Origin of the sequence: Salmonella sp. NW177, from assembly GCF_051811585.1 — a bacterium.
Taxonomy (GTDB): Bacteria; Pseudomonadota; Gammaproteobacteria; order Enterobacterales; family Enterobacteriaceae; genus Salmonella; species Salmonella enterica.
Window position 1 is genome coordinate 641,769 of record NZ_JAMMZV010000001.1, and the last position, 22,832, is coordinate 664,600.

The window sequence follows — 22,832 nt, forward strand, 5'->3', positions numbered from 1 at the left end:
AATTACGTTGTCATTTAACTCATCTTTGAGGAACTTCTATGAGGCATTCTGTTTCAGTAACCTGTTGTGCGCTGTTGGTTAGCAGCTTTTCCCTGGCATATGCTGCGGATGTTCCCGGCGGAACGGTACTGGCAGAGAAACAAGAACTGGTGCGTCATATCAAAGATGAGCCCGCTTCGTTAGATCCAGCGAAAGCCGTTGGGCTGCCTGAAATTCAGGTGATCCGCGATCTGTTTGAAGGGCTGGTTAACCAGAACGAAAAGGGTGAAATTATCCCTGGCGTCGCCAGCCAGTGGAAGAGCAATGATAATCGTATCTGGACGTTTACGTTGCGGGATAATGCGCAATGGGCCGATGGAACGCCGGTGACCGCCCAGGATTTTGTCTATAGCTGGCAACGCCTCGTTGATCCCAAAACGCTTTCCCCCTTCGCCTGGTTTGCCGCTCTGGCTGGCATCACTAATGCGCAAGCCATTATCGACGGTAAAGTCACGCCGGATCAGCTTGGCGTCAGTGCCGTGGACGCGCACACTTTGCGTGTTCAGCTTGACAAGCCGTTGCCCTGGTTTGCCAGTCTGACCGCCAGTTTTGCCTTTTATCCGGTCCAAAAAGCGAATGTCGAAAGCGGCAAAGACTGGATGAAGCCGGGAAAACTGATCGGCAATGGCGCGTATGTGCTTAAAGAGCGCGTGGTAAATGAAAAACTGGTGGTCGTGCCTAATACGCATTACTGGGATAACGCGAAAACGGTACTGCAAAAAGTGACATTTTTACCCATTAACCAGGAATCGGCTGCGACGAAACGTTATCTTGCCGGTGATATTGATATCACCGAATCTTTCCCTAAAAATATGTACCAGAAATTATTAAAGGATATTCCAGGGCAAGTTTATACGCCGCCGCAATTAGGGACTTATTATTATGCGTTTAACACGCAGAAAGGGCCGACGGCGGATTCCCGCGTTCGTCTGGCGCTAAGTATGACCATTGATCGCCGTTTGATGGCGGAAAAAGTCTTAGGTACCGGTGAAAAACCGGCCTGGCATTTTACACCGGATGTCACGGCAGGATTTAAGCCCGATCCTTCACCGTTTGAACAAATGAGCCAGGAAGAACTTAACGCCCAGGCGAAAACATTGCTGCGTGCAGCAGGCTACGGATCGCAGAAGCCGCTTAAATTAACTCTGCTTTACAATACCTCAGAAAACCATCAGAAAATCGCGATTGCGGTGGCGTCAATGTGGAAGAAAAATCTGGGGGTGGATGTGAAATTGCAAAACCAGGAGTGGAAAACGTATATCGACAGCCGTAATACCGGTAATTTTGATGTTATTCGCGCCTCCTGGGTGGGTGATTACAACGAACCGTCGACTTTCTTATCCTTATTAACGTCCACGCATACGGGGAATATTTCACGCTTTACTAATCCGACTTATGACAAAATCCTGACGCAAGCGACGATGGAAAATACCGCCGAAGCGCGTAACGCGGATTACAATGCAGCGGAGAAAATTTTAACGGAACAAGCGCCTATAGCGCCTATTTATCAGTATACCAATGGCCGGTTAATTAAACCGTGGGTAAAGGGATACCCCATTACTAACCCGGAAGATGTGGCCTATAGCCGTACAATGTATATCGTGAAGCACTGATGCGTACTGGTTACCTTTTGATGAAAGGTAACCACTGCCAAACTCAGAACTGGCGCGGCTTGCAGCGCCAGTTTCTTCTTCTGATCATCTCCTGCTAAAGTTGAAACTGTACTTTCCTGACAGTATTACTGGCGTATTCAAGGAAAAACGGTTGCACTAAATTACGGATAGTACCATCCATTTCCCCTAAAATGGCGGTAGCTTAGAGCAGAGATACCGTTATTTATTCGGCAGGTTGTCGTACACATCCAGTGCGTGTGCTGTGTAGGTGAGGGCTGCCCCAGTGTTCATTTTTATAGCCACGGACAATGCTTCAGAAATCTCTTCCCGGGTTGCGCCATGTTTCACGGCCGCATCGACGTGCACTGCCAGACAACCATCGCAACGGGTAGTAACCGCCACGGCCAGCGCAATCAATTCCTGTGTTTTGGGATCCAGATGCCCATTTTCTAAAGTCCCCTTGTCCATTTGCTGAAAGCCTTTCATGAACTCCGGCTGCAATGTGGCAAATTTACCAATGGCAGCCAGCAGGCCACTACGATACTCATTCCAGTTTGAAAGCATATCTGTTCCTGTTTTATATTAGAGGATTGTGTATTCAGATCACATAATAAATGCGAATATCTGGTGCCTGGTTCAGAAAAGGCTTCAATTCTTCCACAACGTCTTTTGTAAATAATTCACTGGTAAGATACGCCTGCGCTTGAGCAGTAGTTTCAAAGCCATGTAAAACTTGCACGTCTTCATCCCGAATAAGCAATTCTTTTGAGGTCGCTCCGGCAATGGTATTTAAAAATGGCGCTTTATATTTTTGATAAACATTTGCTGCGGCAGGGCGGTTGTGGTTGCTGATATTCAGGGTGATTTGTAAGTAAGCCATAGTATTCTCCTTCAAAAGGGACCGAGATAAGCAAAGTATTCACAGTCATTGACGAATGACAGTAGGGGAATTATCAACATGACCGTCTGATCTAACAAATCACATATTCTTGTGTGGCGGAGAAGATTTTCTATGTTGTGTATTGTCCTGACGAGGACTTAATTCATCTGGGTGAGTCTGGAATATGGAGGCCTCATTAGAATATTTGTTTTGAATAAAGCCCCCTGTATAGGCAATATTAGCGGTGGAGAGGTAGGTTTTTAGTATTGATTGATAACATGGTTTGCCACTTTGCCAGTGTTAAACTCGCCAGTTTTCCCAAAGCCAGATAAAAAGGATGACCTCCTGAAATTCAGGAGGTTGGGCTATTTCTAATCAAAATATCATTAATTAACCAGTCATGAAAAACTTTTACTTCAGGACGCATCACTGCTTTTTGTGGTGTAACAATGTAATAGGACCATGTTAGCGGCCAGCGTATATTTGGATGAAGTTGTATCAGTTGTCCTGTGGCAATTAACTGTTCAACCAACGCACGGCGGACAATTGCCACTCCCTGGCCGCTAAGCGTAGCCATAATAACCGCTGAGGTAGAGTTAATATGCAATCCTGTATAACGCGTAGCTGGAGCTTGCGTTGCGGCTAAGACTTCTTCCCATGAAGGAAAATTTGCACCAGGGTGCAGGGTATCATCATGGATGAGTTTTTGTTCTGCCAGCCATTCGCCGCACGTAATTTTCTCAGGCGGTACAATGCGTGGGCTGCATACCAGAACAGCTTCCTCATCCATTAACCATGTCTTATTTACCCCCGACCAGTCTCCTTTGCCACAACGAACACCAATATCTGCCTCTCCGTGAGCCACATCCATGAGTTTTTCCGTCACATTCAGGCGTAGCTCGATATTTTGATGCGTTTCGGAAAAACGATTTAATTTTTCCATTAACCAGTTCATCACCAGAACTTGTGAGGCCGTGAGAATGACGACGGATCGAGCCTGACGACCGCGCAGTTTATTAAGTCCTGACTCAAGGCTATCGAGCCCTTGAGTGATCTCTTTTAGCGCATCCTGAGCCTCAGTCACGAGCGTGAGCCTTTCTTTACCAGAACGTGTCCGGTGTAAAAGGGGGTGGCCTACCCAGTCTTCAAGTGCCCGAACCAGTTGTCCTACGGCTGCCGGGGTGACGCCTAGCTCTTTGGCTGCACCTGTGAAGCTACCATGACGCGCAGTTGCTTCAAAAGCGTGCAGCCATTTCAAGCGATTAAGCGAACGCATTTTATTCTCCATCTCATACGATGGAACTAGTATACGTGATCGAGATAGAATTTCTTCCTCAAATTAATAAAGCATATTCTTGCACATTTACTGCATAAAGCAGATTGCGTGTTTTCAGCAAGGTACAAAAACTATCATGCCGATAAATTTTTTCTACTTTGTATGCGATTAAGTAAAAAATTATTATTTAGAATAGCTTTATGCTGTTATATAAAACTATTTAACGTTTATTAGTTACAGGGATGAAAATGATGACAATTCCTTTGACAATCAAGCAAATAGAAATGCTGGTTAAAGCAAGTGAAAGCAAAGGTCTCTCAGAAGCTGCTCGGTTACTTAACCTTTCGCCATCTGCTATCAGTAAAGGACTTGCTGCCTTAGAAGAAAACTTAGGTGTTGCTCTTATTAAGCGAACAACCAGAAATTTTCAGCTTACTGAAGCAGGAGAATTTTTTGTTGCGAGAGCATCAAAATTATTAGAAGAATTTGATGATGTTATAAATAGCACATGTGAATATATAAATTATCCCCATGGTCTATTGAAAGTCACAAGTTCTGTTGCTTTTGGCTACGCACATCTGGTTGAGATTTTTGATAAATACAGGGAACTGAATAAAGATGTCGAACTCATTCTTGAACTTGATGATCACATTGTTAATCTCAACGAAAATGATGTTGACATTGCCCTAAGGATCACATCAACACCGCCACAAAATTACGCAACGCGCAAGCTGGCGGAGGTAAGTTGGATGTATTGTGCTTCACCTGCATACCTTGAGAAAATGGGGGCCCCTAAAAAATTAGACGACCTCATTAACCATCAATGTTTGGTCTATCAGGGGATTACACCTTCTCTGCGTTTTTCTGCACCTGGCTCAAGTAGTAACAGTTGTAACCATAGGCCTAAAATTCCGTTATCAGTCAATAGCAGTTTACTTTTACTAAAAGCCGCTCTTGCAAGTCAGGGGATTGCCTGGCTACCTTCATATCTTGTCAGTTCTCATATTGAAGATGGCGAGTTGATTCCTTTAACCATGGATGGAAAGTGTGTTTATCCGACTCACAGTCTTTATGCACTGTACTTTCCAAGCAAGTATAAAAATCCAAAAGTAAGATCGTTTATTGATTTTCTCCTTGAAGATCACCAGCCATGGAAAAAATGGGAAGAAACAATAAATAAATTGAAGTTTTAATTATATTAAAATTTGTACTCAATCACATAATATGATGTATTTATGTGATATGGCATTTGAGATTGTTACTCCACAATGTTGGTATGTGGTTCTTAATCACCAAAGATTGTGAAAAAAAATAAAAACTGATTTTTCTAATATTCACTGGCATCGTGAATCGCACTATGGAATGCTTATTCTTATAAATTTAGTCATCGGTAATAGGCTTCTACTAAAAGAGTTAATAAAGCTCGGTGGGTAATTTTTTATATTTTAAAGATATACCCCCTTAAAAAACGCAGAAAGATTATTGCTTCATTTATATAATGGAAATAAAAATGAAAGTTATTATTAACACTGACAAAGCACCATCTGCCATAGGACCTTACTCGCAAGGTTTCATATTTAATGGTCTCGTGTTCACTTCAGGACAATTGCCGTTATATCCTAAAACAATGAATTTAACAGAAGGAGGAATTAAAGAACAAACATGGCAAGCATTGCTTAACTTAAAGTTTGTTCTTGAAATGGGGGGAGCTTCGCTTGAAACCGTTCTTAAAACAACTTGTTTCCTTAAGAATATGGATGATTTCAACGCGTTCAATGAAGTATACGAAACCTTTTTTGGTAAAATTAACGGACCAGCTCGTTCATGCATACAGGTTGAAAAAATTCCTAAAGATGCTTTGGTAGAGATTGAAGCTATTGCTTTTGAAAATAAATAATTATCACAACATTCTTTTCTATTTATAATTTAATTGTTCGATAACGTAGTGAAAGTACTTTATAAGAATTATAGGAGATGAATTATGTCTGAATGTACCTTAACTAAAGATGATATAAAAAGAATACCATTCACGTTATATGATGCTGGGTGGGTCATTTTATGTATTGGAATGGCAATAGGTGTTGGTATTGTTTTTTTACCTATCCAGATTGGAATAAAAGGCATCTGGGTTTTTATAGTGTCTATCATAATCGTTTATCCTGGTATTTATCTCCTTCAGGATATTTATTTGAAAACTTTGTCGAGGACAGAAGATGCAAAGGACTATACAAGCATTATTTCTCAATATTTAGGCCCTAACTGGGCTATTTTCATGAGTATCATATATTTTTTGATGTTATTTAAGGGAATATTTAACTATTCACTTGCTGTAACATTTGATAGCGCTTCATTTCTACAAACATTTGGTATTACCGACGGACTCATGTCAGACCATTTTTGGTGGGGATTGCTTGTTATATCAGTTCTGGTTGCCCTTGCGTCACAGGGTGAAAAATTAATTTTTAAAATTTCAACTCCTATGGTTCTGGTGAAGTTAGGTATTGTCCTGTTAATTGGTATTGCAATGATACCGCACTGGAATTTTTCAAATATATCTGCTTTACCAAATATGGGGTCCTTTATTCGCGATCTTTTTCTAACAATGCCATTTACGTTATTCTCAATCCTTTTTATGCAAATACTAAGCCCGGTGAATATTGCTTATCGTAAGATTGAGTCAAATCGACGCATTGCAACATATCGTGCTATACGAGTCAACCGTATAGCTTATGCAATTTTGGCTATAAGTATTCTCTTCTTTGCTTTTTCATTTACTTTCACCTTAAACCATGAGCAGGCAATGCTGGCTTATAAGCAAAACATTACTGCGTTGGCATTGGCAGCAAAAGTTTTACCTGGTTCACTTATCAAAATCATGACTGTCCTGCTCAACATTTTTGCTATATTGACTGCCTTTTTAGGGATTTATCTTGGTTTTCAGGATGCTTTGAAAGGGATTGTTAGAAATATTGTTTCTCGGTTTATTCCAGTAGAGAAAATAAATGAACGTTTTCTTTCTGTTTTTGTTTGTGCCTTTTCAGTTATAAGTTTATGGTGTCTGGTCATGACCCGAATGTCAATTATACTTCTTAATCAACTTAGTGCTCCTCTCTATGGTATTGTTGGGTGTTTAATTCCAGGGTATTTGATATATAAAGTTTCCTTACTGCATGACCTTAAAGGAATGGCTGTATACTATATTATTGGTATTGGATTGATGCTATGTTTCTCACCATTATTTATATTATTTGATTAATTTCTGATATCAACAAGGAAAAATAAATGAACAACTCTGTGAAAAAATTTAAACCTAGTACGGAAATACTCCAGTTTGGCCGCGACCCAAACAAACAGTATGGTTTTGTAAATGGTCCAATCTACCGTGGTTCTACTATTATATATAATTCCGTAAGCGATATAGAAAACAGAAATGCACGTTATGATTATGGAACAGCGGGCTCGCCAACTATTGAGAACCTTGAATCTGCATGGACGCATTTAACTGGAGCAGCAGGCACAGTTTTATCTCCATCCGGTTTAGGCGCCATCGCACTTGCGCTCTTAACGACAACGAAGAGTGGTGACCATTTATTAATGCCAGATAGTGCCTATCGGCCATCGCGTAATTTTTGTCTGAACACCTTGGCTAAATTTGGTGTTGAAACAACATATTATAATCCTCTCATAGGTTCGGATATAGAGGGGCTAATTAAATCAAACACCTCTACTATATTTCTTGAAGCGCCAGGTTCACAGACTTTCGAAGTTCAGGATATTCCGGCAATTGTATCAGTTGCCAAAAAACATAATATCAAGACTATTTTAGATAATACTTGGGCAACGCCAATATTTTTTCAGGCACATAAGCATGGTATAGATTTATCACTTGAAGCTGGTACTAAATATCTAAGTGGCCATTCAGACCTCTTGATGGGACTGATCTCAGCAAACCAGGAGACATGGCCTGATCTCAGGAAAATGTACAGCAGTATGGCAATGCTTCCTGGACCAGAAGATTGTTTCCTGGCGCTTCGTGGATTACGTACCATGCATTTACGCCTGAAAGAAGCTGAGAGGAAAGGTATTGAAATGGCAAAATGGCTCAAAAATAGGCCGGAAGTCCTCAGAGTGTTACATCCTGCATTTCCTGAATGTCCTGGACATGAATATTGGAAACGAGATTTTACCGGTTCATCTGGATTATTTTCCATTGTTTTAGACCCTAAATTTAATAAAAGTAATTTAGCTAATATGCTGGATCATATGTCACTTTTCTCTATGGGATTTTCCTGGGGAGGTTATGAAAGTTTGATCATACCATTTGATTGTACAGAATATCGTACTGCAACAGAATGGAATCCTGGTGGGTTAACGTTAAGACTACAAATTGGTCTGGAAGATATCGAAGACCTTAAGTGTGATCTAATAGAAGGCTTTGAGCGTTTAAATCAGGTTATATGCTAATTTAAATTCATGGAGGAGATATCCACATTACTCTCCTCCGTTCTGCTTGCTTTCCGGCTGAGTCATCTATTTGTCAAAATGATTAGTCTGGGAATGATAGGTTAACTTTGACACTCCGAAAATCGTCCCTGTCAATAAAACGCTACGAGATAGATTTTCTTTAGCGGCCAGCAAAATCTTCTGATTCGTCAGTCCTCGTCGTTGAAGCCATCATTAGTTCACATAAAAGCAGTAATCAATTATTTAAGAGGTTAACGATGAGCGCATTAGTTAGATCACAAAACGGAAAACTATTTTCCCTACGGTAAAAATGTCGGCATCAGTTTTTGCAGATAAGAAAAAAGCATTATCAGACATGGTGTTACAGCAGGAGCACATAACCAGGTACTGATGCGTACTGGTTTCTTGTTAACGTAAGGTAGCCATGCCCGCCGCCTGATGCTGGCAGAAGGCATGGGGATTAAGCGAGCGCCTGATGCCGCCGTTCTCATTGCTGTGTTTTCAGCCAGGCGGCAATATCCTGTGTCGGCAGATGATGTTGTGCATTCCAGGTGTCACTCATCGGCCACCACATACCGTCACCACGCGCGAAGGCAACGCGATAGCGCAGCATTGGGTCATGCGGATGTAAACGGAGCTGCTCCTGTAAGTCAGGTAGCGTCAATACGCCTCGGGTAAAAGTTTGCTGCGTCACGCGTTCGACCGTTTCCGCCAGTTTTGCATAAGAGGTCGTTTCCCCCGCGACAAAGACGACTTCGTTAGTGATACGCGGCTGATGCAGATAAATTTCAGTGGTCAGGCGACCAATATCCGCAGGCGACGTGACGGTGACCTGCATTTCCCATCCGCCGAGGGGATTGATGGTTTTTTGGTCTAAGTTGACCACATCAAAGGCCGGTTCGAAGAGAAAAGAGGTAAATAAACCGGTTGAAACAATCACCCACTCTGTGACGTTTTGCTCGCGCAAAAGCGTCCTGACGTCATACTGTTCGTCCCACACCGGCTGGCCGCTGCCTTTGCCGACCACATCGTAATTCACGCCAAACTGCCAGGGGAAATAGCGCTTAACGCCCGCCTCCAGTACCGCGCGGGTGATTTTTATCTGGGTACCCGCACCGGCGACAAACCCCATACAATTGATGATCGTATCAAAACCGTGGAATTGATCTTTTAACGCTGCAACCGAACTGCCTGCGATGTCGACCGGGATAAACCGCGCACCGGCATCCGCCAGTTGTTGATGAATGCTGGAACGTCGTTTGCTCTGTTTATCCCTGGATCGCCCTGACACAATAACGCAAACGGAACCATTACGCTGTGTGACCGCCGGAACCAACGACGCCAGCACTGACGCCCCCAGTTGTCCCGCGCCCAGCACCAATACTTTTTCACCCACCTGATTATTGGATTGTTTCATTTGCACCTCTCTGTGTTGATTCACCTGTAGATAGAGATTACGTCAGGGATCTGCGTTCGATAAGACGCCGAAGACGGGTTAGACTGTTCTGATAAATGGGATAATTGGCGGGGGGAAAATGGACAAGCTGGAAGCGATGCAGGTCTATGTTTGCGTAGTGGATACCCATAGTTTTATCAGAGCCGCCGAAGTGCTGGGCGTGCCGCGCTCAACGGTATCGCGGGTGGTTAAAGAACTGGAATCCTGGCTTAAGATTCAACTTTTGCAACGTACAACCCGCAAACTTAGCGTGACCGCAGAGGGGCGGCGTTACTACGAAGAGTGCAAAAGAGTGCTGGCAGATATCGCGGCCATGGAGTCGTCATTTCCCGGCCGGGCGGCACAACCCAAAGGGCGTTTTAAAGTGGGGATGCCGCAATCTCTCGCCCGGCATTGCATTATTCCCACGCTCCCGGCCTTTTTGCGCCAGTATCCGGAGCTGGAGCTGATACTTTGTTCCAGCGATAGCGTGGAGGATATTATCCTGCAAGGGTATGACTGCGTGATTCGGGCCGGCAGGATCGATGATTCCACCACGCTGGTTGCCCGTCCGCTCGCCAGTTTTAACTGGGTGATAGCAGCATCGCCCACTTACATTGAGCGTTACGGTAGCCCTGAAAATTTAGATGATCTGCAAAAACACCATGCGGTCGGCTACCTGAACCACCGCACCGGGCGTACCACCGACTGGTTTTTTACGCGTGAGGGGGAGGATTACGCGATGCGGGTGCAGGAGACGCTGGTTGTCGATGATACGGACGCTTATATTCAGGCCGGAATACAGGGGCTGGGGTTAATTCGCGTCGCCAGCTATCTGGTTGCGCCGTATCTGCGCAGCGGGGCGCTGGTGACCTGCATGGGCAACCATTCTTATGATTTGCCGCTTGCGCTGGTCTATCCGCAAAACAGGTTTCTGCCGCCTGCGGTACGCGCTTTTTATGACTGGTGCAAAACGGCGCTGAGCCAGCCGGCGCCTCTTCGCTAAAAAATATTATTCCGGATATCGCATTGCCTGTTCAGAAAACTTTTTCACAGACGGTCAAAATGACGGTACTGGTTTTTGACGCATAAGTAAAAGGCATTATCAAACAGGTGCTACACGGCGAGGATATAGCAAGCACTGAACGTTTGGATGCAATAAAAAATCTGTACAACTGTTATTAATGAACTTTTTGTATAAATATAATCGGATTTAACAATACTCATTGTACCTGTATTTTGCTCTTATCATGGCGTCTTTACGACGAAAGGGTGCTTTAGCGTGGAATATTCAATATTAAGTAACAACCTTAAAATGCCTATGGTGGGTTTTGGCGTTTTTAAGGTAACCGACAAAGAAGAATGTCAGCAGTCAGTGTTAAGCGCTATTCGCAGCGGTTATCGCCTTATCGATACCGCTGCGGTATACGGCAATGAAGATGCCGTTGGTGACGCTGTTCGTGAAGCCATCGCGACAGGTCTGTGTACCCGTGAGGAGTTATTTATTACTTCTAAACTGTGGGTGCAAGATATGGCTAACTACGATCTGGCCAAAGCAGGTATTGAAGCGTCGCTGAAAAAATCCGGGTTAGATTATTTTGATCTCTATTTATTGCATCAGGCAATGGGCGATTATTTTAGCGCGTGGCGCGCGCTGGAAGACGCCTATGAAGCCGGTAAACTAAAAGCCATTGGCGTGTCCAACTTCTATGCGCATGTGTTAGCCAACTTCTGTGAAACCGTCAGAATTACGCCAATGGTAAACCAGGTCGAATTGCATCCATACTTTGCACAACCCGCCGCGCTGGAAACCATGAAACATTATAACGTTCAGCCTGAAGCGTGGGCGCCGTTAGGCGGCGGGAGACATAAACCGTATGAAAATGTCATGCTTCAAAGGATTGCCGATGCCCATCAAAAAACCATCGCGCAGGTTGTCCTGCGTTGGAACGTGCAGCGTGGCGTCACGGTTATTCCTAAATCCACTCGACAGGAACGTATTGAAGAGAACTTTGCCATCTGGGATTTCTCACTAACGGATAATGAAATGGCTCAAATCAACGCCCTTGATTTAGGCTACGTTGGCGAAGCGGTGAAGCATTTTAATCCTGAATTTGTTCGCGGTTGTCTTGGCGTTAAAATCCACGATTGATCCCGGCGCTTGCGGATGTTTTCTCGCATGAACAGCTTCGAACACGGTTGCCGGAGCGTAGACGGCAACCGTGTGATATTCGCCTGGCCGTCAGGCGCCGAAGGCACCATCGATGGTGTGCATCGCGCCGGTGACGAAAGAGGCTTCCGGGCCGGCAAGCCATGCCACCATTCCAGCCACTTCTTCAGGTCTTCCGTGTCGTTTGATTGCCATGAAACTGTGCATCAGCTCTTTCATGGGGCCATCTTCCGGATTGATGTCGGTATCAATGGGGCCTGGCTGCACCACATTTATCGTAATCCCGCGGGGGCCAAAATCACGAGCTAAGCCGCGAGCCAGCCCTTGCAGGGCTGATTTACTGGCGGCGTACGCGGCCATTCCCGGTACGGGCATCCGATCGCCATTCACGGAACCGATAATAATAATGCGTCCACCTTCCGGCATGTTGCGGGCTGCTTCGACTGACGCATGGTAAGGCGCATGGATATTAATACGGAACAAACGATCTATCGCATCGCTATCTTGTTCCAGCGCATCGCCGAAGAGAGCCACGCCCGCATTGACGACCAGAATATCCAGCGGTCCGTACTCACGCACGAGGCTGATGACGGCATCCCGATCGGCGCTATCCGTCTGGATGGCGGTGCTTCCGGTTTCCGCTGCCAGTTTTTCGGCGGCTTCACGCGATCCGGCGTAGCTGAAAACGACCGATGCGCCGTCAGCGCTAAAGCGTCGTACAATAGCCGCGCCGATACCACGACTTCCCCCTAAAACCAGTACAGATTTGTTGCGAAATAGCATCATCAGGATGTCCTTTATGATATTGTAGTAGTCACTACAATATGCGTAATGAAATCATGCCGTCAAGGAGTTATGTAGTAATGACTACAAAACATAGCCGAACGCCGGGTCGTCCTCGCCAGTTCGATCCGGAGCAAGCCATTGAAACCGCTCAACACTTATTTCATTCGCGCGGCTACGACGCGGTGAGCGTAGCGGATCTGACAAAAGCGTTCGGGATCAATCCTCCCAGTTTCTATGCGGCGTTTGGTAGCAAGTTGGGGCTGTATACTCGCGTATTAAAGCGTTACAGGATGACCGACGCGATTCCGCTCGGGGCGCTTCTGCGTCACGATCGCCCGACCGCGAAGTGTCTTATCGATGTGCTGATGGAAGCGGCAAGACGTTACGCTGCCGATCCTGATGCCACTGGATGTCTGGTTCTGGAGGGCGCACATTGTAACGATAAACCGGCACGAGAGGCCGCCTGCGAGTTTTATATCGCTGCTGAAAACCTGATTCGCACTTATGTCGCCATGCGGTATCCGCAAGAGGCTGACCGGACGACGGACTTTATGGGGACGCTAATGGCGGGACTTTCCGCCAAGGCGCGAGCGGGGTATAGCCTGGAGCGTCTTCAGGAGAGCGTGCTTCTGGCTGGGGATGTGCTGGAGCGATTACTGCCGGATTAACGCAGCGCATCAAAAAACCTGAGCCAATCAGATACGGGCAAACAGGGAGCAATAGCCCTAATCATCCATCTTGCCGTTGCGGTATTCGGTAAAGTACATCAAAAATAGAGGTGTCAGGGAAACGAGAGATGCAAAAATGTAGTCTTATTACGGTACTTAGCTTATCAGTGTTGATGCTAGCCGGATGTACAACGACCTATACCATGACGACCCGGACGGGAGAGATTATTGAAACGCAGGGTAAGCCGGAGGTTGACACCGCAACCGGAATGACGAAATACGCTGATGCTTATGGTTATCATCGCGTCATTAAAACCAGTGAAATAGTGCAGACGACAGAAGGCGCATCGAAGCTGGACTGGTAATGCGCTAAAGCAGTTGGGAGGCCGTGTCCAGTATGGGTACCGGACTGTTTCTGGGCCTGAATTGAATAGAGCGCCTGTATAGCCGAATTCCGGGTATCGGCTTGATTTGTGTTGTCAGTTATTTGGTTGTCCCCTGTATAGTGAAGATAAACAGTACTCATGGCTAACGGTCTGTTTTGGATTGCTAACTATCCCGGATTCTGCGCGTTTTATTTAGTCACAACCGTGGTTAAGAATATTTTGGGTCAGACTTACACGCCGGGTATTAAGATAATCCGTCGCATAGAGAGCTTGATCGGCATCATTCGGTTCAAGAAGAAACGGCGTGACTTTAGGTATGAGATCAGCAAAGAGGTTATATTGATCCACAGAGGCAAAATGCCGGGTAGCGCTGGCCCAGGGCATTCGCATCAGCTCTGCGTAAGAAGGGGATAGTTGAACAGGCAAATCAAATTCTTTCAGATTAGCAAGCATCTCCTTATTCATATAAAATGTGACCCTGTTTCGCGAAAAGGTGTTAAGCACTGCCTTCAGTCGTTTAACTTTTGCTTCTTTACTCATGCTATTATCAAAAAAACGTGGTGAAAGCATAATAGCAATCGATGCATTTGGTGAAATAACATTATGTAGTGGTTTCAGGGCTACAATAATCTGATCGTTTGTGAAGATACGCTGCGTACCAGAAGAGGTAGTATAGTTTCCACCCAGCCAGATCACATAATCCGTTGTTTTGAGGGGAAGGGCTTTTTCCGGTATATTACCCCTGTCAGGTGCCACTGTTTCAATTGCTAGTGAGTCTTGTCCCCAGACATTATTTACTTTAGAACTCAAAAAATTATATTCTGAAATGTTCCTTAGTTTTAGTAGAGTTATCTGTGAGCGGGTAAAAAAGAGATTGAATCTCACTTTGTTCTGCAATTGCCGAAGTAATCTGAGCGTGTTCTGATCGATCAGATGACTGTACAGACCAACAGTTTTTCCGGAAAGTATTGCTGAGGCATTGTTCGCAAGAAGCATCTCTTTTATAGCTCCTTGCCCAATAATCAGTACGCAACTGTATTTTTCTGGTCTGATTTTATCTATGGGGATATCGGTAAGATTGACCAGGTCAGGAGTGCCATGCCGCCAATTATCATGAATGACTGTGGCTCCGGAGGCGTCTCCTCCGGCTCCCCTGGTGATAATAAGAGGAGGGTGGGTACTGGCATGTGCGATATACGAAAAACAAGCTACCATTGCTAGCGCTGTGTTTCTGATGGTTGTATACATATCGTCTGCCCTGATTTCGAAAATATGAATAATGTCTCCTCTTATAATGTACATCAAAAAGAGAGCATTTTAATTAAACGTTATCTCAACGAGATAAAAGGTTAGCACAGTAAAGTATAGAGAGAATGTAATCATACCAACATTGTAAATGTGGGAGCATGAAGGCCCCGTAAGCCGCCCGGCCAGCATACTCCCATTAATAGTTAAAGTATGGACTTTGCTTTTACCGTAAACTGTAGCCAATATTACCTGATCACTACACCGTACAGTACTGTCAGAAATCTGTCTCCGGTGTCGCGTGCACGCAATTTATTTTTTTTCAATCCTTTCAAAACGTTAACTATATTAATAGTCACTTATTTTATCAGAATCAATACTGAGAGTTTTATTACCGCTCTGAAAAGAGAAGGCTTTTCAGATGAAATACGTGGATGGTACGAAGTCATTACAGTACAGGGATGTAATAATAAAGATCGACAATGGATTCATTATTCTGTTGCTTTTGGACGGATGCCAAATGGAAGTATTCAATATCTTCTCCTTCTCTCCTGATAAGATTCAGTTTTGGCAATATACACATATATATTGTATTGGAAAATTGTTGATATTGTTCCTTATGACCAACGAAATGGAATTTTGCATATTTACCACATTTTATTACCCTCGACATGGGTATTTTTCCTCCATCGACGGAATTATGTTCCATACCAAAAAAACTGCTTACGGCGATGACCTGGTCTTTGGTATTATCCGGCTTAAAAGACGAGAGACAATACACATTTTCGCCCCACGTCCTGAGCGTCTCATGAATGATTTTCCATTTTATAGGCGACGCTTTTTTAGGAAGGTCATTTGTTGCGATCTGATGAGATGTTTGAAATCCGAAAATTTCTTTTGACGTAAGCTGACAAATTTCGAACTGATAATGCTCATCACAGTCAAGCCAGTAAGGAGGCCGTAGGTTTCTGAGATCCCAGAAATCAGCCTTGCGATAGTTATTGGGATTGACGCCAAATGTTTTTTTGAACTCTCGACTATAGGACTGCACTGAATCAAACCCCATTCTGAACGCGATATCTGTGACCGACTGAGAGGTCAGCTTTAGCAGAGTGGCGCTTCTGCTCAACTTGCGTTGTCTGATATATTTTCCGATAGAGACGCCACACTTTTCTTTAAAAAAATCCTGCAAACTCCTTCGCGAATAACCTGTTATAACAACCAGCTTTTCAATATCAATCCTCTCTTCAAGATTTTTTTCTATTTGCTCTAATACTGAGATTATTATGGCTTTTTTCATCATTATTCCTCTTTATTGAAGTCGAAAATATAAACATTTAAGGTGTTTGACATACTGTGTTATTAAACTGGTGGGTGGTTGTTAGCTTTTCTGGCAAAACAAGAAAGATTTAAATTGCTTGACGTTTCTGAATAAACTTTACACTTGGAGATCGGCTTTTGCCAGTAAAGCTAAGTAATTAGCATGGCGAAGGGCATAATTTCACAGGCGGTTAAAATGATTGAATAACCCTGAATTTTTAGCCCGTGAGATTATAAATCTCGTAATTATTTCTAATGAATAAAAGGGAATTGTTTTGTACTTCAAAAGATCTTTATTAGCGTTAGCGATTTGTGCATCCGTGGTCTCAGTAGAGGCGGTGGCGAATATCAGAGCCAATGATATGGCTTCTTCTGCTACGCCTGCTTCTGTTGGTCACCGTCCTGTGGCAACTACTAATGCAAAAAAGATAGAAGTGTCTGGGGAACTGACGACCGGTTCAACCCTCCAGATAGCGGATGTTTTTATTGAGGATGAGGATGGGGATCTCTTATCGCTGGATAAAATGAATAATGCCGACGATATTAAATGGTATCTGGTGGATAATGAGGCCGCCGATCCTTCTGGAATCCCGGCGGCAACTGGGACGGCTTTTACCATTCCTGCTGATGCAGGCGGTAAAAAAATTAAAATCGTTTACCGAATTAAGACGGCAACGGGGACGCCGGATAGTGCATTCTTGCCTGCCACTGTCTTATTAACTGCTGCATCTTCTGGGGTGAGCGGCGACTCCGCCGCAGACGGTACAATTTCTAATAAGCTACGTTCTGTCACTATCAATGTGGTGAATGAAAGTGGTAAACCGACTGATAAACTCAACGGTACCAATGACGCCAACACTCCAGTGGTAGGCGGCACCCTTGAAGCGGTACTGGAATGTGCCGCCACAGCGGCGGCTGAGTGTGAGGTCAGTAATTATAACTTTACCTGGCAGATGGCGGATGCCGGGACACCAGATAAGTTCACCGATCTGAATAATACCAACGCTGAAAAGCATAAATATATTATTAAGGGAACTGAGCAGAATAAACTGTTCCGTGTCCACGTTACGCCTAAAACGACGAAAGCCACGCCGGAGAATAAACGCGCTATCCGTCGCTGATGGTTATCGCTAAATAAACATCTTATTTAAATACTCCCTCTGCCAGGCAGGTGGGTATAGCAGGAGGCAATAAAGTGGTTTTTTCTAAAAAACCTATTACTAAATATATAACCTGGGCCATTGTTAGCAGTCAGCTTTCACTCCCGGTCATCGCTGATAGCGATAATGAAATTCAGTCGTGGATTGCGGGGACGGCATCGTCTATTTCTCCGCACCTGCAGGAGGGGACGCTGGAGGATTATGCCAAAGGAAAAATAAAGGCATTACCAGGGCAAGCCGCTAATCATCTGGTGAACGAGGGGATGAAGAGCGCTTTTCCGGAGATTATTTTCCGTGGTGGCGTCAATCTTGAAGATGGCGCGAAATATCGCTCATCAGAGTTCGATATGTTTATTCCCGTCCAGGAAACAACATCGTCTTTACTCTTTGGCCAGCTTGGCTTTCGCGACCACGACAGCAGCAGTTTCGATGGCCGCACCTATGTTAACGTTGGTATGGGTTACCGCCAGGAGGTCAATGGATGGCTGCTCGGCGTCAATACGTTTCTGGATGCCGACATCCGTTATTCCCACTTACGTGGCGGCATTGGCGGGGAAGTCTATAAAGACAGTCTGGCCTTTTCCGGCAACTATTATTTCCCTCTCACCGGCTGGAAAACGTCAGCAGCGCATGAGTTACATGATGAGCGTCCGGCATATGGCTTTGATCTGCGAACAAAAGGCATGCTCCCCGATTTTCCCTGGTTCAGTGGCGAGCTGACATATGAACAGTATTACGGGGATAAAGTTGATCTATTGGGTAACGGTACATTAAGCCGGAATCCCCGCGCCGCAGGTGCGGCGCTGGTCTGGAATCCTGTCCCCTTGCTTGAGATCAGAGCAGGATATCGGGACGCCGGTAACGGCGGATCGCAGGCAGAGGGCGGTCTGAGAGTCAACTATTCCTTCGGTACGCCGTTACATGAACAGCTTGATTACCGCAACGTTGGTGCGCCGTCGAATACGACTAACCGGCGTGCCTTTGTCGATCGTAATTACGATATCGTCATGGCGTATCGGGAGCAGGCCAGTAAAATCCGCATTACGGCAATGCCGGTGTCAGGCCTGTCCGGGACGCTGGTGACATTAATGGCGACGGTAGATAGCCGTTACCCGATTGAGAAGGTTGAGTGGTCGGGTGATGCGGAGCTTCTCGCCGGACTTCAGCTTCAGGGGAGTCTGGGCAGCGGCCTTATCCTTCCACAACTTCCGCTGACGGCGACCGACGGTCAGGAGTATAGCCTTTATTTAACGGTGACTGACAGCCGGGGTACTCGCGTGACCTCCGAGCGTATCCCGGTAAGGGTGACACAGGATGAGACCAGTTTCCGTTCCTGGATAAATGTTATCAATGACGATGTTCAGGTTGAGGACGGCAACTTTGTTATCAGTACGCCGCTTCCTGCCGGAGAAGAGGGGAAGGTTATTGAGTGGCACTACGTGCGCGAGCGTTCTGAAGAGGAGTGGGCGTCGCTCAAACCACGTAATATTAAGTATCAATCAGATACGCCGGGTCTGGCATTTAAAGCGCTCGGCGGTACAGAGCGTGACGGCCATTGGGTTGAACGGGTTCTGGTGACCCATATCGGCGATGATGCCCGCTCGCTCAAATTACATATTGAAGCAAGCGGACCAGACGATAAACATCCGGTGAAGGGTACCGTACTACTACAAGCGCAGTCAGACAGTATTGCGCAGAAGGTCACTTCTGTGGAGGTGCTTTTTACGCCGGGTACTGAAGAAGCCAACGGAAGCGTTACTGCGCCAGTCGTCGGAACAGAAATGCGAGCCAGAACGCTTTGTGTAAATAACACGGACTGTACTGATGCGTTTAATTATCAGTGGGAAATCTCGGATGAAATGAAATCCTGGCAATCCGTACCGGGGGCGACAAAAGCCACCTGGCTTCTTCCTTATAGTCTTAATGGGGAATCGCTACAGAATAAATATATCCGGGTCAGAATTATTTCTGATAAGGAAAATGCCAAGAGTTCTACCGCAGCATCTGATGCGAATTAATGTTTTAAAAAGGATCAACAGTGCGTATGTCGAAACATAATCTTATTATCTATAGCCTGCTTCTGGCGGCTGTGCCGCCAAGCGTCTTGGCGGATTCGTCGACAACGTCCGCGGCAACCGTCGGGATGTTTTCTCCTCCTACGGCGCCGAGCGTTGGGCACAGGCCTGGAACACCTCGTGATACCTACGAATTGCAGTTTAATGGACTTGGCTTTTCTATTGAAAAGTATACACCTTTTCCGGGAATGACTATTGCGAGGAATGCCAGAAATGTAGGCATCAGAGACCCGGATAATAACTATCAGTCTGCGGAAACTTTTACTACAGTATGTACGTATTATCAGATCAATAAAGATAACTCTCAGCATATACTTAAACGTGAAAAGCCATGTGAGCATAAATTTAATATCCAAAAGGAACATCGGGGTTCAAAGATTAAACTAGAAATTTATAATGAAACGGATATGGCTTCAGCGTCAGGGTACACGCCTGTGCCATCGGTATCTGAGTTCCAGTATATTGAAACAGAAACTATATCTAATACGCCAAGCCCAGATTTAACAGTTATGAGTATAGATAAGTCTGTATTATCGCCGGGTGAAAGTGCCACCATCACAACTATTGTTAAGGATATCGACGGGAATCCTGTAAATGAAGTTCACATTAATAAGACTGTAGCGCGTGAAAATTTAAAAGGTTTATGGGATTATGGCCCTCTTAAGAAAGAAAATGTTCCAGGTAAATATACACAAGTTATAACCTATCGTGGGCATAGTAATGAACGTATTGACATATCTTTTAAATATGCAATGAGTTTCACGAAAGAAATTTCCATCAGAGGAAGACTATAAAACTATATTAATTATTATGTCTAATATAATTCTTTTTATCACCATCATCTTATTATGGATGTTCACCTGGTTTTTTAGCGGATTGCTAAATAATTATTATGGCTAAAATAATACAAACGTTAAAAGGAGAAGTTTTTATGACGCCAACAACAACACAGGATTATATCTCATTGGGTCAGGAACACGCTGTCACCTTTGGCAAAACGCAGCTGACCCTCAAACCCGGTGTACTGGCTGAAGGCGAACCATTACCCTGCACAAAGGGGCTGGTGAGCCATAATTTATTACCGGGTTACTGTATCCCGGGGATAAAAAAGCAGATTATTGTCGTTCCGTCACTGGATACGCCAGTTTGTGAATGGCAGGTAAAAGACTATAGTGACCGCCTTAAATCAGCGGGTAGCCACTCAAACCGGGCGGTATATGTGCTGAGTATGGATACGCCATTTGCTCAGGCCCGTTTTATTCGGGAACATGATATTCATCCCGGCATAACCTTTGTTTCTGACTACGCTTGCCGCCAGTTTTTGGATAATTCCGGGCTGAAAATTAATGAGCTCAGTATTTTTGCCAGAGCGTTGATAGAGTGCGATGAAAATAATGTGGTTACGCGTGTTATTGTACCACGAGATATCACTCATCTTCCTGTTTACTAATCACTTATATCAGCACCGTCCCTGCACAGAGAACCGAATAACCGGCAATGCAGGGGCGCAGGCATTCTCTTGTGTGCCCCACATTTAATACATATGCTATTGCATCACGCATAAGGAACTGAAAATGATGCCAGCGGATGGGGCAGGTTAACGTTATGGCACCCCTGAATTTCTGCAATAATCGTCTGGTAACCGGAAAGCCACTTATGACTTTGTGATTTGGCCTGCTGGTGCTGTAAATTATTTATCAATAGCTCCATTGATTCGCGGGTCTGCCAGTAATAATTATTAACCATTCTTCCGCTGGCGGCATCGGTATAGCTTTCCATCCCAATATAGCCATCAATAGACTGTGTATAGCGCTCAATCCAGCCATCCAGTTGATAAAACTCTTCGTCGTACTCTTTTTTTTCGAAAATAAAACTTGTCAGAAACAGCGACATGGTATTTCTCCTGTTACGCAATATCAATCAAACACCCATCAACGTGGATTCAAAACGTAAACCTGGCATCATTTTTTCAAGGCCGTCAGTCAGCATGTTTCCTGCCGCGTACAATTCATCAACCGGCATTTCCGGCAAGCTTTCAAGGATAAACCACATCGCTTTATCTGAAGCGCTTAGTCGGGTACGTACTCCCTGACGCCAGTTCCAGCGCCGACAGGTGACGCCTCTGTCATCGCGCCAGATAACTTCGCCCGGTTCTGGCGACTCGGTGACAGGTTGTCCTTCTTTCAGGGTATCAAATGTTTCACTTCCGTCTGCGAAAACCAGCCGCGGCGATCCACAATAAGCCGCGCTATTTTCGCCGCCTACCGGTACGGCATAGCGCAGGCTCACGGCGTTATAAAGATCAACGACCGGGTCCAGCGCCGCCATTGTTCCATCCTTCAACACGCGTTTTCGTAGCGCTTCAGCCGAGCAGGGGGTGCGCTTTGGTTTTGCGCCGAATGCTTTAAACACCGCATTCCAGGCGTCTATATGCGCCTGTGCCCACGTCGGTTGGCCGTTAATTACGGCCTGACAGGCCTCTTTTAGCGCGATTTCTCCGACCTGCGCATCGCGAATCGGAGCGGCAATGACATTAATACTTAATGCACGAAAGCCGGGAGCGATACGGGCCAGTTCCGGGCTGATTGACGGTAACATAGAAGACATCGCATAATCCTGTAATGACTATTTTATTCTATGATATCGACCAATGACCAAAAAAGTCAACTTATCGACCACGGCGGGCGCCGACGTCAGCACAATAAATGAAGCTGTTTCCCAACGTATCAAACAATTTCGTAGCCAAAAAAAGATGTCGCTGGATGAGCTTGCGCGGCGTTCCGGCGTCAGTAAAGGAATGCTGGTGGAAATTGAAGGCTGTAAAGCCAATCCAAGCATTGCGCTGTTATGTAAGATCGCGGCGGCAATGGGAGTGTCCGTGGCGGATGTTGTCAACGTCGCCAGCGAGCCGATGGTCCATCTTATCGACCGGGATGCTATTCCGGTGTTGTGGCGCGGCGAGAAAGGCGGCAGCGCAAAACTGATGGCGGGAACCAGCGGGCCGGATATGCTGGAACTCTGGCAATGGATAATGCATCCTGGTGAACAGTTTGAATCGGCAGGGCATCCGGCAGACACCTGTGAATTACTGTTTGTTAATCAGGGAACACTGACATTAACAGTCAATGGTAGACGCTTTATTATTCGGGAGGGCTGCTCCGCTGTAGCCAGAACCGACATGCCTCATGCCTACGTTAACGACACTAATGAGGTGCTTGAATTTACCATGACGGTGAATGAAAAGAGCCGTTGATCACCGTAAGGCGCTAACAACCCGTCATCCGGACAGGGAAGCCTCGGTGCCCGATAAGCGTT

Annotated in this window: 23 protein-coding genes; 14 read left to right on the top strand and 9 right to left on the bottom strand. The window is 45.2% G+C overall.

Translation table 11 applies throughout. From position 1 onward, the window contains the following. Positions 1-38: 38 nt before the first annotated feature. Complete coding sequence (locus NA986_RS03405; RefSeq protein WP_001216563.1) at positions 39-1,652, top strand: peptide ABC transporter substrate-binding protein; 1,614 nt, start codon at positions 39-41, stop codon at positions 1,650-1,652. 219 nt (positions 1,653-1,871) lie between these two features. Here NA986_RS03405 and NA986_RS03410 read toward each other — a convergent pair whose 3' ends face one another. From NA986_RS03410 to NA986_RS03420, 3 genes are all read right to left on the bottom strand, one after another. Beyond that, positions 1,872-2,216, bottom strand: a complete 345-nt coding sequence (locus NA986_RS03410) for a carboxymuconolactone decarboxylase family protein (protein ID WP_000950635.1) — start codon at positions 2,214-2,216, stop codon at positions 1,872-1,874. Between the two features lie 34 nt (positions 2,217-2,250). After that, a complete protein-coding gene (locus NA986_RS03415) occupies positions 2,251-2,532 on the bottom strand; it encodes a hypothetical protein (RefSeq protein WP_000323820.1) in 282 nt (93 codons plus the stop codon). Positions 2,533-2,884: 352 nt separating this feature from the next. Continuing rightward, on the bottom strand, positions 2,885-3,808 hold the full coding sequence (locus NA986_RS03420; protein ID WP_070793994.1) for a LysR substrate-binding domain-containing protein: 924 nt from the start codon (positions 3,806-3,808) through the stop codon (positions 2,885-2,887). Positions 3,809-4,059: 251 nt separating this feature from the next. Here NA986_RS03420 and NA986_RS03425 point away from each other — a divergent pair, with 251 nt between their 5' ends. The 4 genes from NA986_RS03425 (at position 4,060) to metC (ending at position 8,272) form a co-directional block, all read left to right on the top strand. After that, positions 4,060-5,001, top strand: a complete 942-nt coding sequence (locus tag NA986_RS03425; RefSeq protein ID WP_001537910.1) for a LysR family transcriptional regulator — start codon at positions 4,060-4,062, stop codon at positions 4,999-5,001. A 317-nt stretch (positions 5,002-5,318) separates the two neighbouring features. Next, complete coding sequence (locus tag NA986_RS03430; protein ID WP_000864437.1) at positions 5,319-5,705, top strand: RidA family protein; 387 nt, start codon at positions 5,319-5,321, stop codon at positions 5,703-5,705. Between the two features lie 84 nt (positions 5,706-5,789). Continuing rightward, positions 5,790-7,064, top strand: a complete 1,275-nt coding sequence (locus NA986_RS03435) for an amino acid permease (RefSeq protein ID WP_198889112.1) — start codon at positions 5,790-5,792, stop codon at positions 7,062-7,064. 26 nt (positions 7,065-7,090) lie between these two features. Beyond that, complete coding sequence (gene metC, locus NA986_RS03440; RefSeq protein ID WP_001066156.1) at positions 7,091-8,272, top strand: cystathionine beta-lyase; 1,182 nt, start codon at positions 7,091-7,093, stop codon at positions 8,270-8,272. A gap of 487 nt (positions 8,273-8,759) precedes the next feature. On the opposite strand, the gene NA986_RS03445 is transcribed toward metC, so the two are convergent. Next, complete coding sequence (locus tag NA986_RS03445) at positions 8,760-9,689, bottom strand: aromatic alcohol reductase (RefSeq protein WP_023215933.1); 930 nt, start codon at positions 9,687-9,689, stop codon at positions 8,760-8,762. Between the two features lie 118 nt (positions 9,690-9,807). On the opposite strand from NA986_RS03445, the gene NA986_RS03450 reads away from it, so the two are divergent. After that, entirely contained in the window at positions 9,808-10,713 is a 906-nt protein-coding gene (locus tag NA986_RS03450) for a LysR family transcriptional regulator (RefSeq protein ID WP_023215932.1), read from the top strand. Between the two features lie 276 nt (positions 10,714-10,989). After that, complete coding sequence (locus tag NA986_RS03455) at positions 10,990-11,859, top strand: aldo/keto reductase (protein ID WP_000456775.1); 870 nt, start codon at positions 10,990-10,992, stop codon at positions 11,857-11,859. Positions 11,860-11,949: 90 nt separating this feature from the next. On the opposite strand, the gene bdcA is transcribed toward NA986_RS03455, so the two are convergent. Further along, positions 11,950-12,663 (bottom strand): SDR family oxidoreductase, encoded by a 714-nt coding sequence (bdcA, locus tag NA986_RS03460; protein ID WP_000979084.1) that lies wholly within the window; start codon positions 12,661-12,663, stop codon positions 11,950-11,952. A gap of 77 nt (positions 12,664-12,740) precedes the next feature. Here bdcA and NA986_RS03465 point away from each other — a divergent pair, with 77 nt between their 5' ends. After that, positions 12,741-13,331 carry a TetR/AcrR family transcriptional regulator gene (locus NA986_RS03465; RefSeq protein WP_000208474.1) on the top strand — a complete coding sequence of 197 codons (591 nt, stop codon included), beginning with the start codon at positions 12,741-12,743 and terminating at the stop codon, positions 13,329-13,331. A gap of 128 nt (positions 13,332-13,459) precedes the next feature. Continuing rightward, the gene (locus NA986_RS03470; protein ID WP_001168016.1) at positions 13,460-13,696 is read left to right on the top strand and encodes a YgdI/YgdR family lipoprotein; all 237 of its coding nucleotides are present in this window, start codon (positions 13,460-13,462) and stop codon (positions 13,694-13,696) included. A gap of 213 nt (positions 13,697-13,909) precedes the next feature. Here NA986_RS03470 and NA986_RS03475 read toward each other — a convergent pair whose 3' ends face one another. Together NA986_RS03475 and NA986_RS03480 are read right to left on the bottom strand one after the other, a co-directional pair. After that, positions 13,910-15,019 carry a hypothetical protein gene (locus NA986_RS03475; RefSeq protein ID WP_023215736.1) on the bottom strand — a complete coding sequence of 370 codons (1,110 nt, stop codon included), beginning with the start codon at positions 15,017-15,019 and terminating at the stop codon, positions 13,910-13,912. 391 nt (positions 15,020-15,410) lie between these two features. Next, positions 15,411-16,268: a GyrI-like domain-containing protein gene (locus NA986_RS03480; protein ID WP_010989022.1), complete on the bottom strand. Its 858-nt coding sequence runs from the start codon at positions 16,266-16,268 to the stop codon at positions 15,411-15,413. Between the two features lie 289 nt (positions 16,269-16,557). Here NA986_RS03480 and zirU point away from each other — a divergent pair, with 289 nt between their 5' ends. The 4 genes from zirU to NA986_RS03500 all read left to right on the top strand — a co-directional run bounded on the left by zirU (position 16,558) and on the right by NA986_RS03500 (position 20,967). Further along, the gene (zirU, locus tag NA986_RS03485; protein ID WP_023182211.1) at positions 16,558-17,403 is read left to right on the top strand and encodes a two-partner-like secretion system exoprotein ZirU; all 846 of its coding nucleotides are present in this window, start codon (positions 16,558-16,560) and stop codon (positions 17,401-17,403) included. Positions 17,404-17,477: 74 nt separating this feature from the next. Beyond that, entirely contained in the window at positions 17,478-19,460 is a 1,983-nt protein-coding gene (gene zirT, locus NA986_RS03490) for a two-partner secretion translocator ZirT (protein ID WP_023215737.1), read from the top strand. A 20-nt stretch (positions 19,461-19,480) separates the two neighbouring features. Next, a complete protein-coding gene (gene zirS / locus NA986_RS03495) occupies positions 19,481-20,311 on the top strand; it encodes a two-partner-like secretion system exoprotein ZirS (RefSeq protein ID WP_077957197.1) in 831 nt (276 codons plus the stop codon). 98 nt (positions 20,312-20,409) lie between these two features. Beyond that, positions 20,410-20,967, top strand: coding sequence for a redoxin family protein (locus NA986_RS03500; protein ID WP_023215739.1), 558 nt, complete (start codon positions 20,410-20,412; stop codon positions 20,965-20,967). A gap of 104 nt (positions 20,968-21,071) precedes the next feature. Here NA986_RS03500 and NA986_RS03505 read toward each other — a convergent pair whose 3' ends face one another. Next, positions 21,072-21,410, bottom strand: coding sequence for an antibiotic biosynthesis monooxygenase family protein (locus NA986_RS03505; RefSeq protein ID WP_000051812.1), 339 nt, complete (start codon positions 21,408-21,410; stop codon positions 21,072-21,074). A 27-nt stretch (positions 21,411-21,437) separates the two neighbouring features. Continuing rightward, the gene (locus tag NA986_RS03510) at positions 21,438-22,124 is read right to left on the bottom strand and encodes a B3/B4 domain-containing protein (protein WP_000097255.1); all 687 of its coding nucleotides are present in this window, start codon (positions 22,122-22,124) and stop codon (positions 21,438-21,440) included. 43 nt (positions 22,125-22,167) lie between these two features. Here NA986_RS03510 and NA986_RS03515 point away from each other — a divergent pair, with 43 nt between their 5' ends. Then, positions 22,168-22,770, top strand: coding sequence for a helix-turn-helix domain-containing protein (locus NA986_RS03515; protein WP_000163372.1), 603 nt, complete (start codon positions 22,168-22,170; stop codon positions 22,768-22,770). Positions 22,771-22,832 lie beyond the last annotated feature (62 nt).

Bases quoted from the DNA above. Each gene is read 5' to 3' on its own strand.
- NA986_RS03405 (WP_001216563.1), top strand. From the start codon at position 39: ATGAGGCATTCTGTTTCAGTAACCTGTTGTGCGCTGTTGGTTAGCAGC.
- bdcA (WP_000979084.1), bottom strand. From the start codon at position 12,663: ATGATGCTATTTCGCAACAAATCTGTACTGGTTTTAGGGGGAAGTCGT.
- NA986_RS03450 (WP_023215932.1), top strand. From the start codon at position 9,808: ATGGACAAGCTGGAAGCGATGCAGGTCTATGTTTGCGTAGTGGATACC.
- NA986_RS03505 (WP_000051812.1), bottom strand. From the start codon at position 21,410: ATGTCGCTGTTTCTGACAAGTTTTATTTTCGAAAAAAAAGAGTACGAC.
- NA986_RS03515 (WP_000163372.1), top strand. From the start codon at position 22,168: ATGACCAAAAAAGTCAACTTATCGACCACGGCGGGCGCCGACGTCAGC.
- NA986_RS03410 (WP_000950635.1), bottom strand. From the start codon at position 2,216: ATGCTTTCAAACTGGAATGAGTATCGTAGTGGCCTGCTGGCTGCCATT.
- NA986_RS03420 (WP_070793994.1), bottom strand. From the start codon at position 3,808: ATGCGTTCGCTTAATCGCTTGAAATGGCTGCACGCTTTTGAAGCAACT.
- NA986_RS03425 (WP_001537910.1), top strand. From the start codon at position 4,060: ATGACAATTCCTTTGACAATCAAGCAAATAGAAATGCTGGTTAAAGCA.
- NA986_RS03510 (WP_000097255.1), bottom strand. From the start codon at position 22,124: ATGTCTTCTATGTTACCGTCAATCAGCCCGGAACTGGCCCGTATCGCT.
- NA986_RS03475 (WP_023215736.1), bottom strand. From the start codon at position 15,019: ATGTACATTATAAGAGGAGACATTATTCATATTTTCGAAATCAGGGCA.
- NA986_RS03430 (WP_000864437.1), top strand. From the start codon at position 5,319: ATGAAAGTTATTATTAACACTGACAAAGCACCATCTGCCATAGGACCT.
- NA986_RS03435 (WP_198889112.1), top strand. From the start codon at position 5,790: ATGTCTGAATGTACCTTAACTAAAGATGATATAAAAAGAATACCATTC.
- NA986_RS03500 (WP_023215739.1), top strand. From the start codon at position 20,410: ATGGCTAAAATAATACAAACGTTAAAAGGAGAAGTTTTTATGACGCCA.
- NA986_RS03470 (WP_001168016.1), top strand. From the start codon at position 13,460: ATGCAAAAATGTAGTCTTATTACGGTACTTAGCTTATCAGTGTTGATG.
- NA986_RS03465 (WP_000208474.1), top strand. From the start codon at position 12,741: ATGACTACAAAACATAGCCGAACGCCGGGTCGTCCTCGCCAGTTCGAT.
- NA986_RS03445 (WP_023215933.1), bottom strand. From the start codon at position 9,689: ATGAAACAATCCAATAATCAGGTGGGTGAAAAAGTATTGGTGCTGGGC.
- metC (WP_001066156.1), top strand. From the start codon at position 7,091: ATGAACAACTCTGTGAAAAAATTTAAACCTAGTACGGAAATACTCCAG.
- NA986_RS03415 (WP_000323820.1), bottom strand. From the start codon at position 2,532: ATGGCTTACTTACAAATCACCCTGAATATCAGCAACCACAACCGCCCT.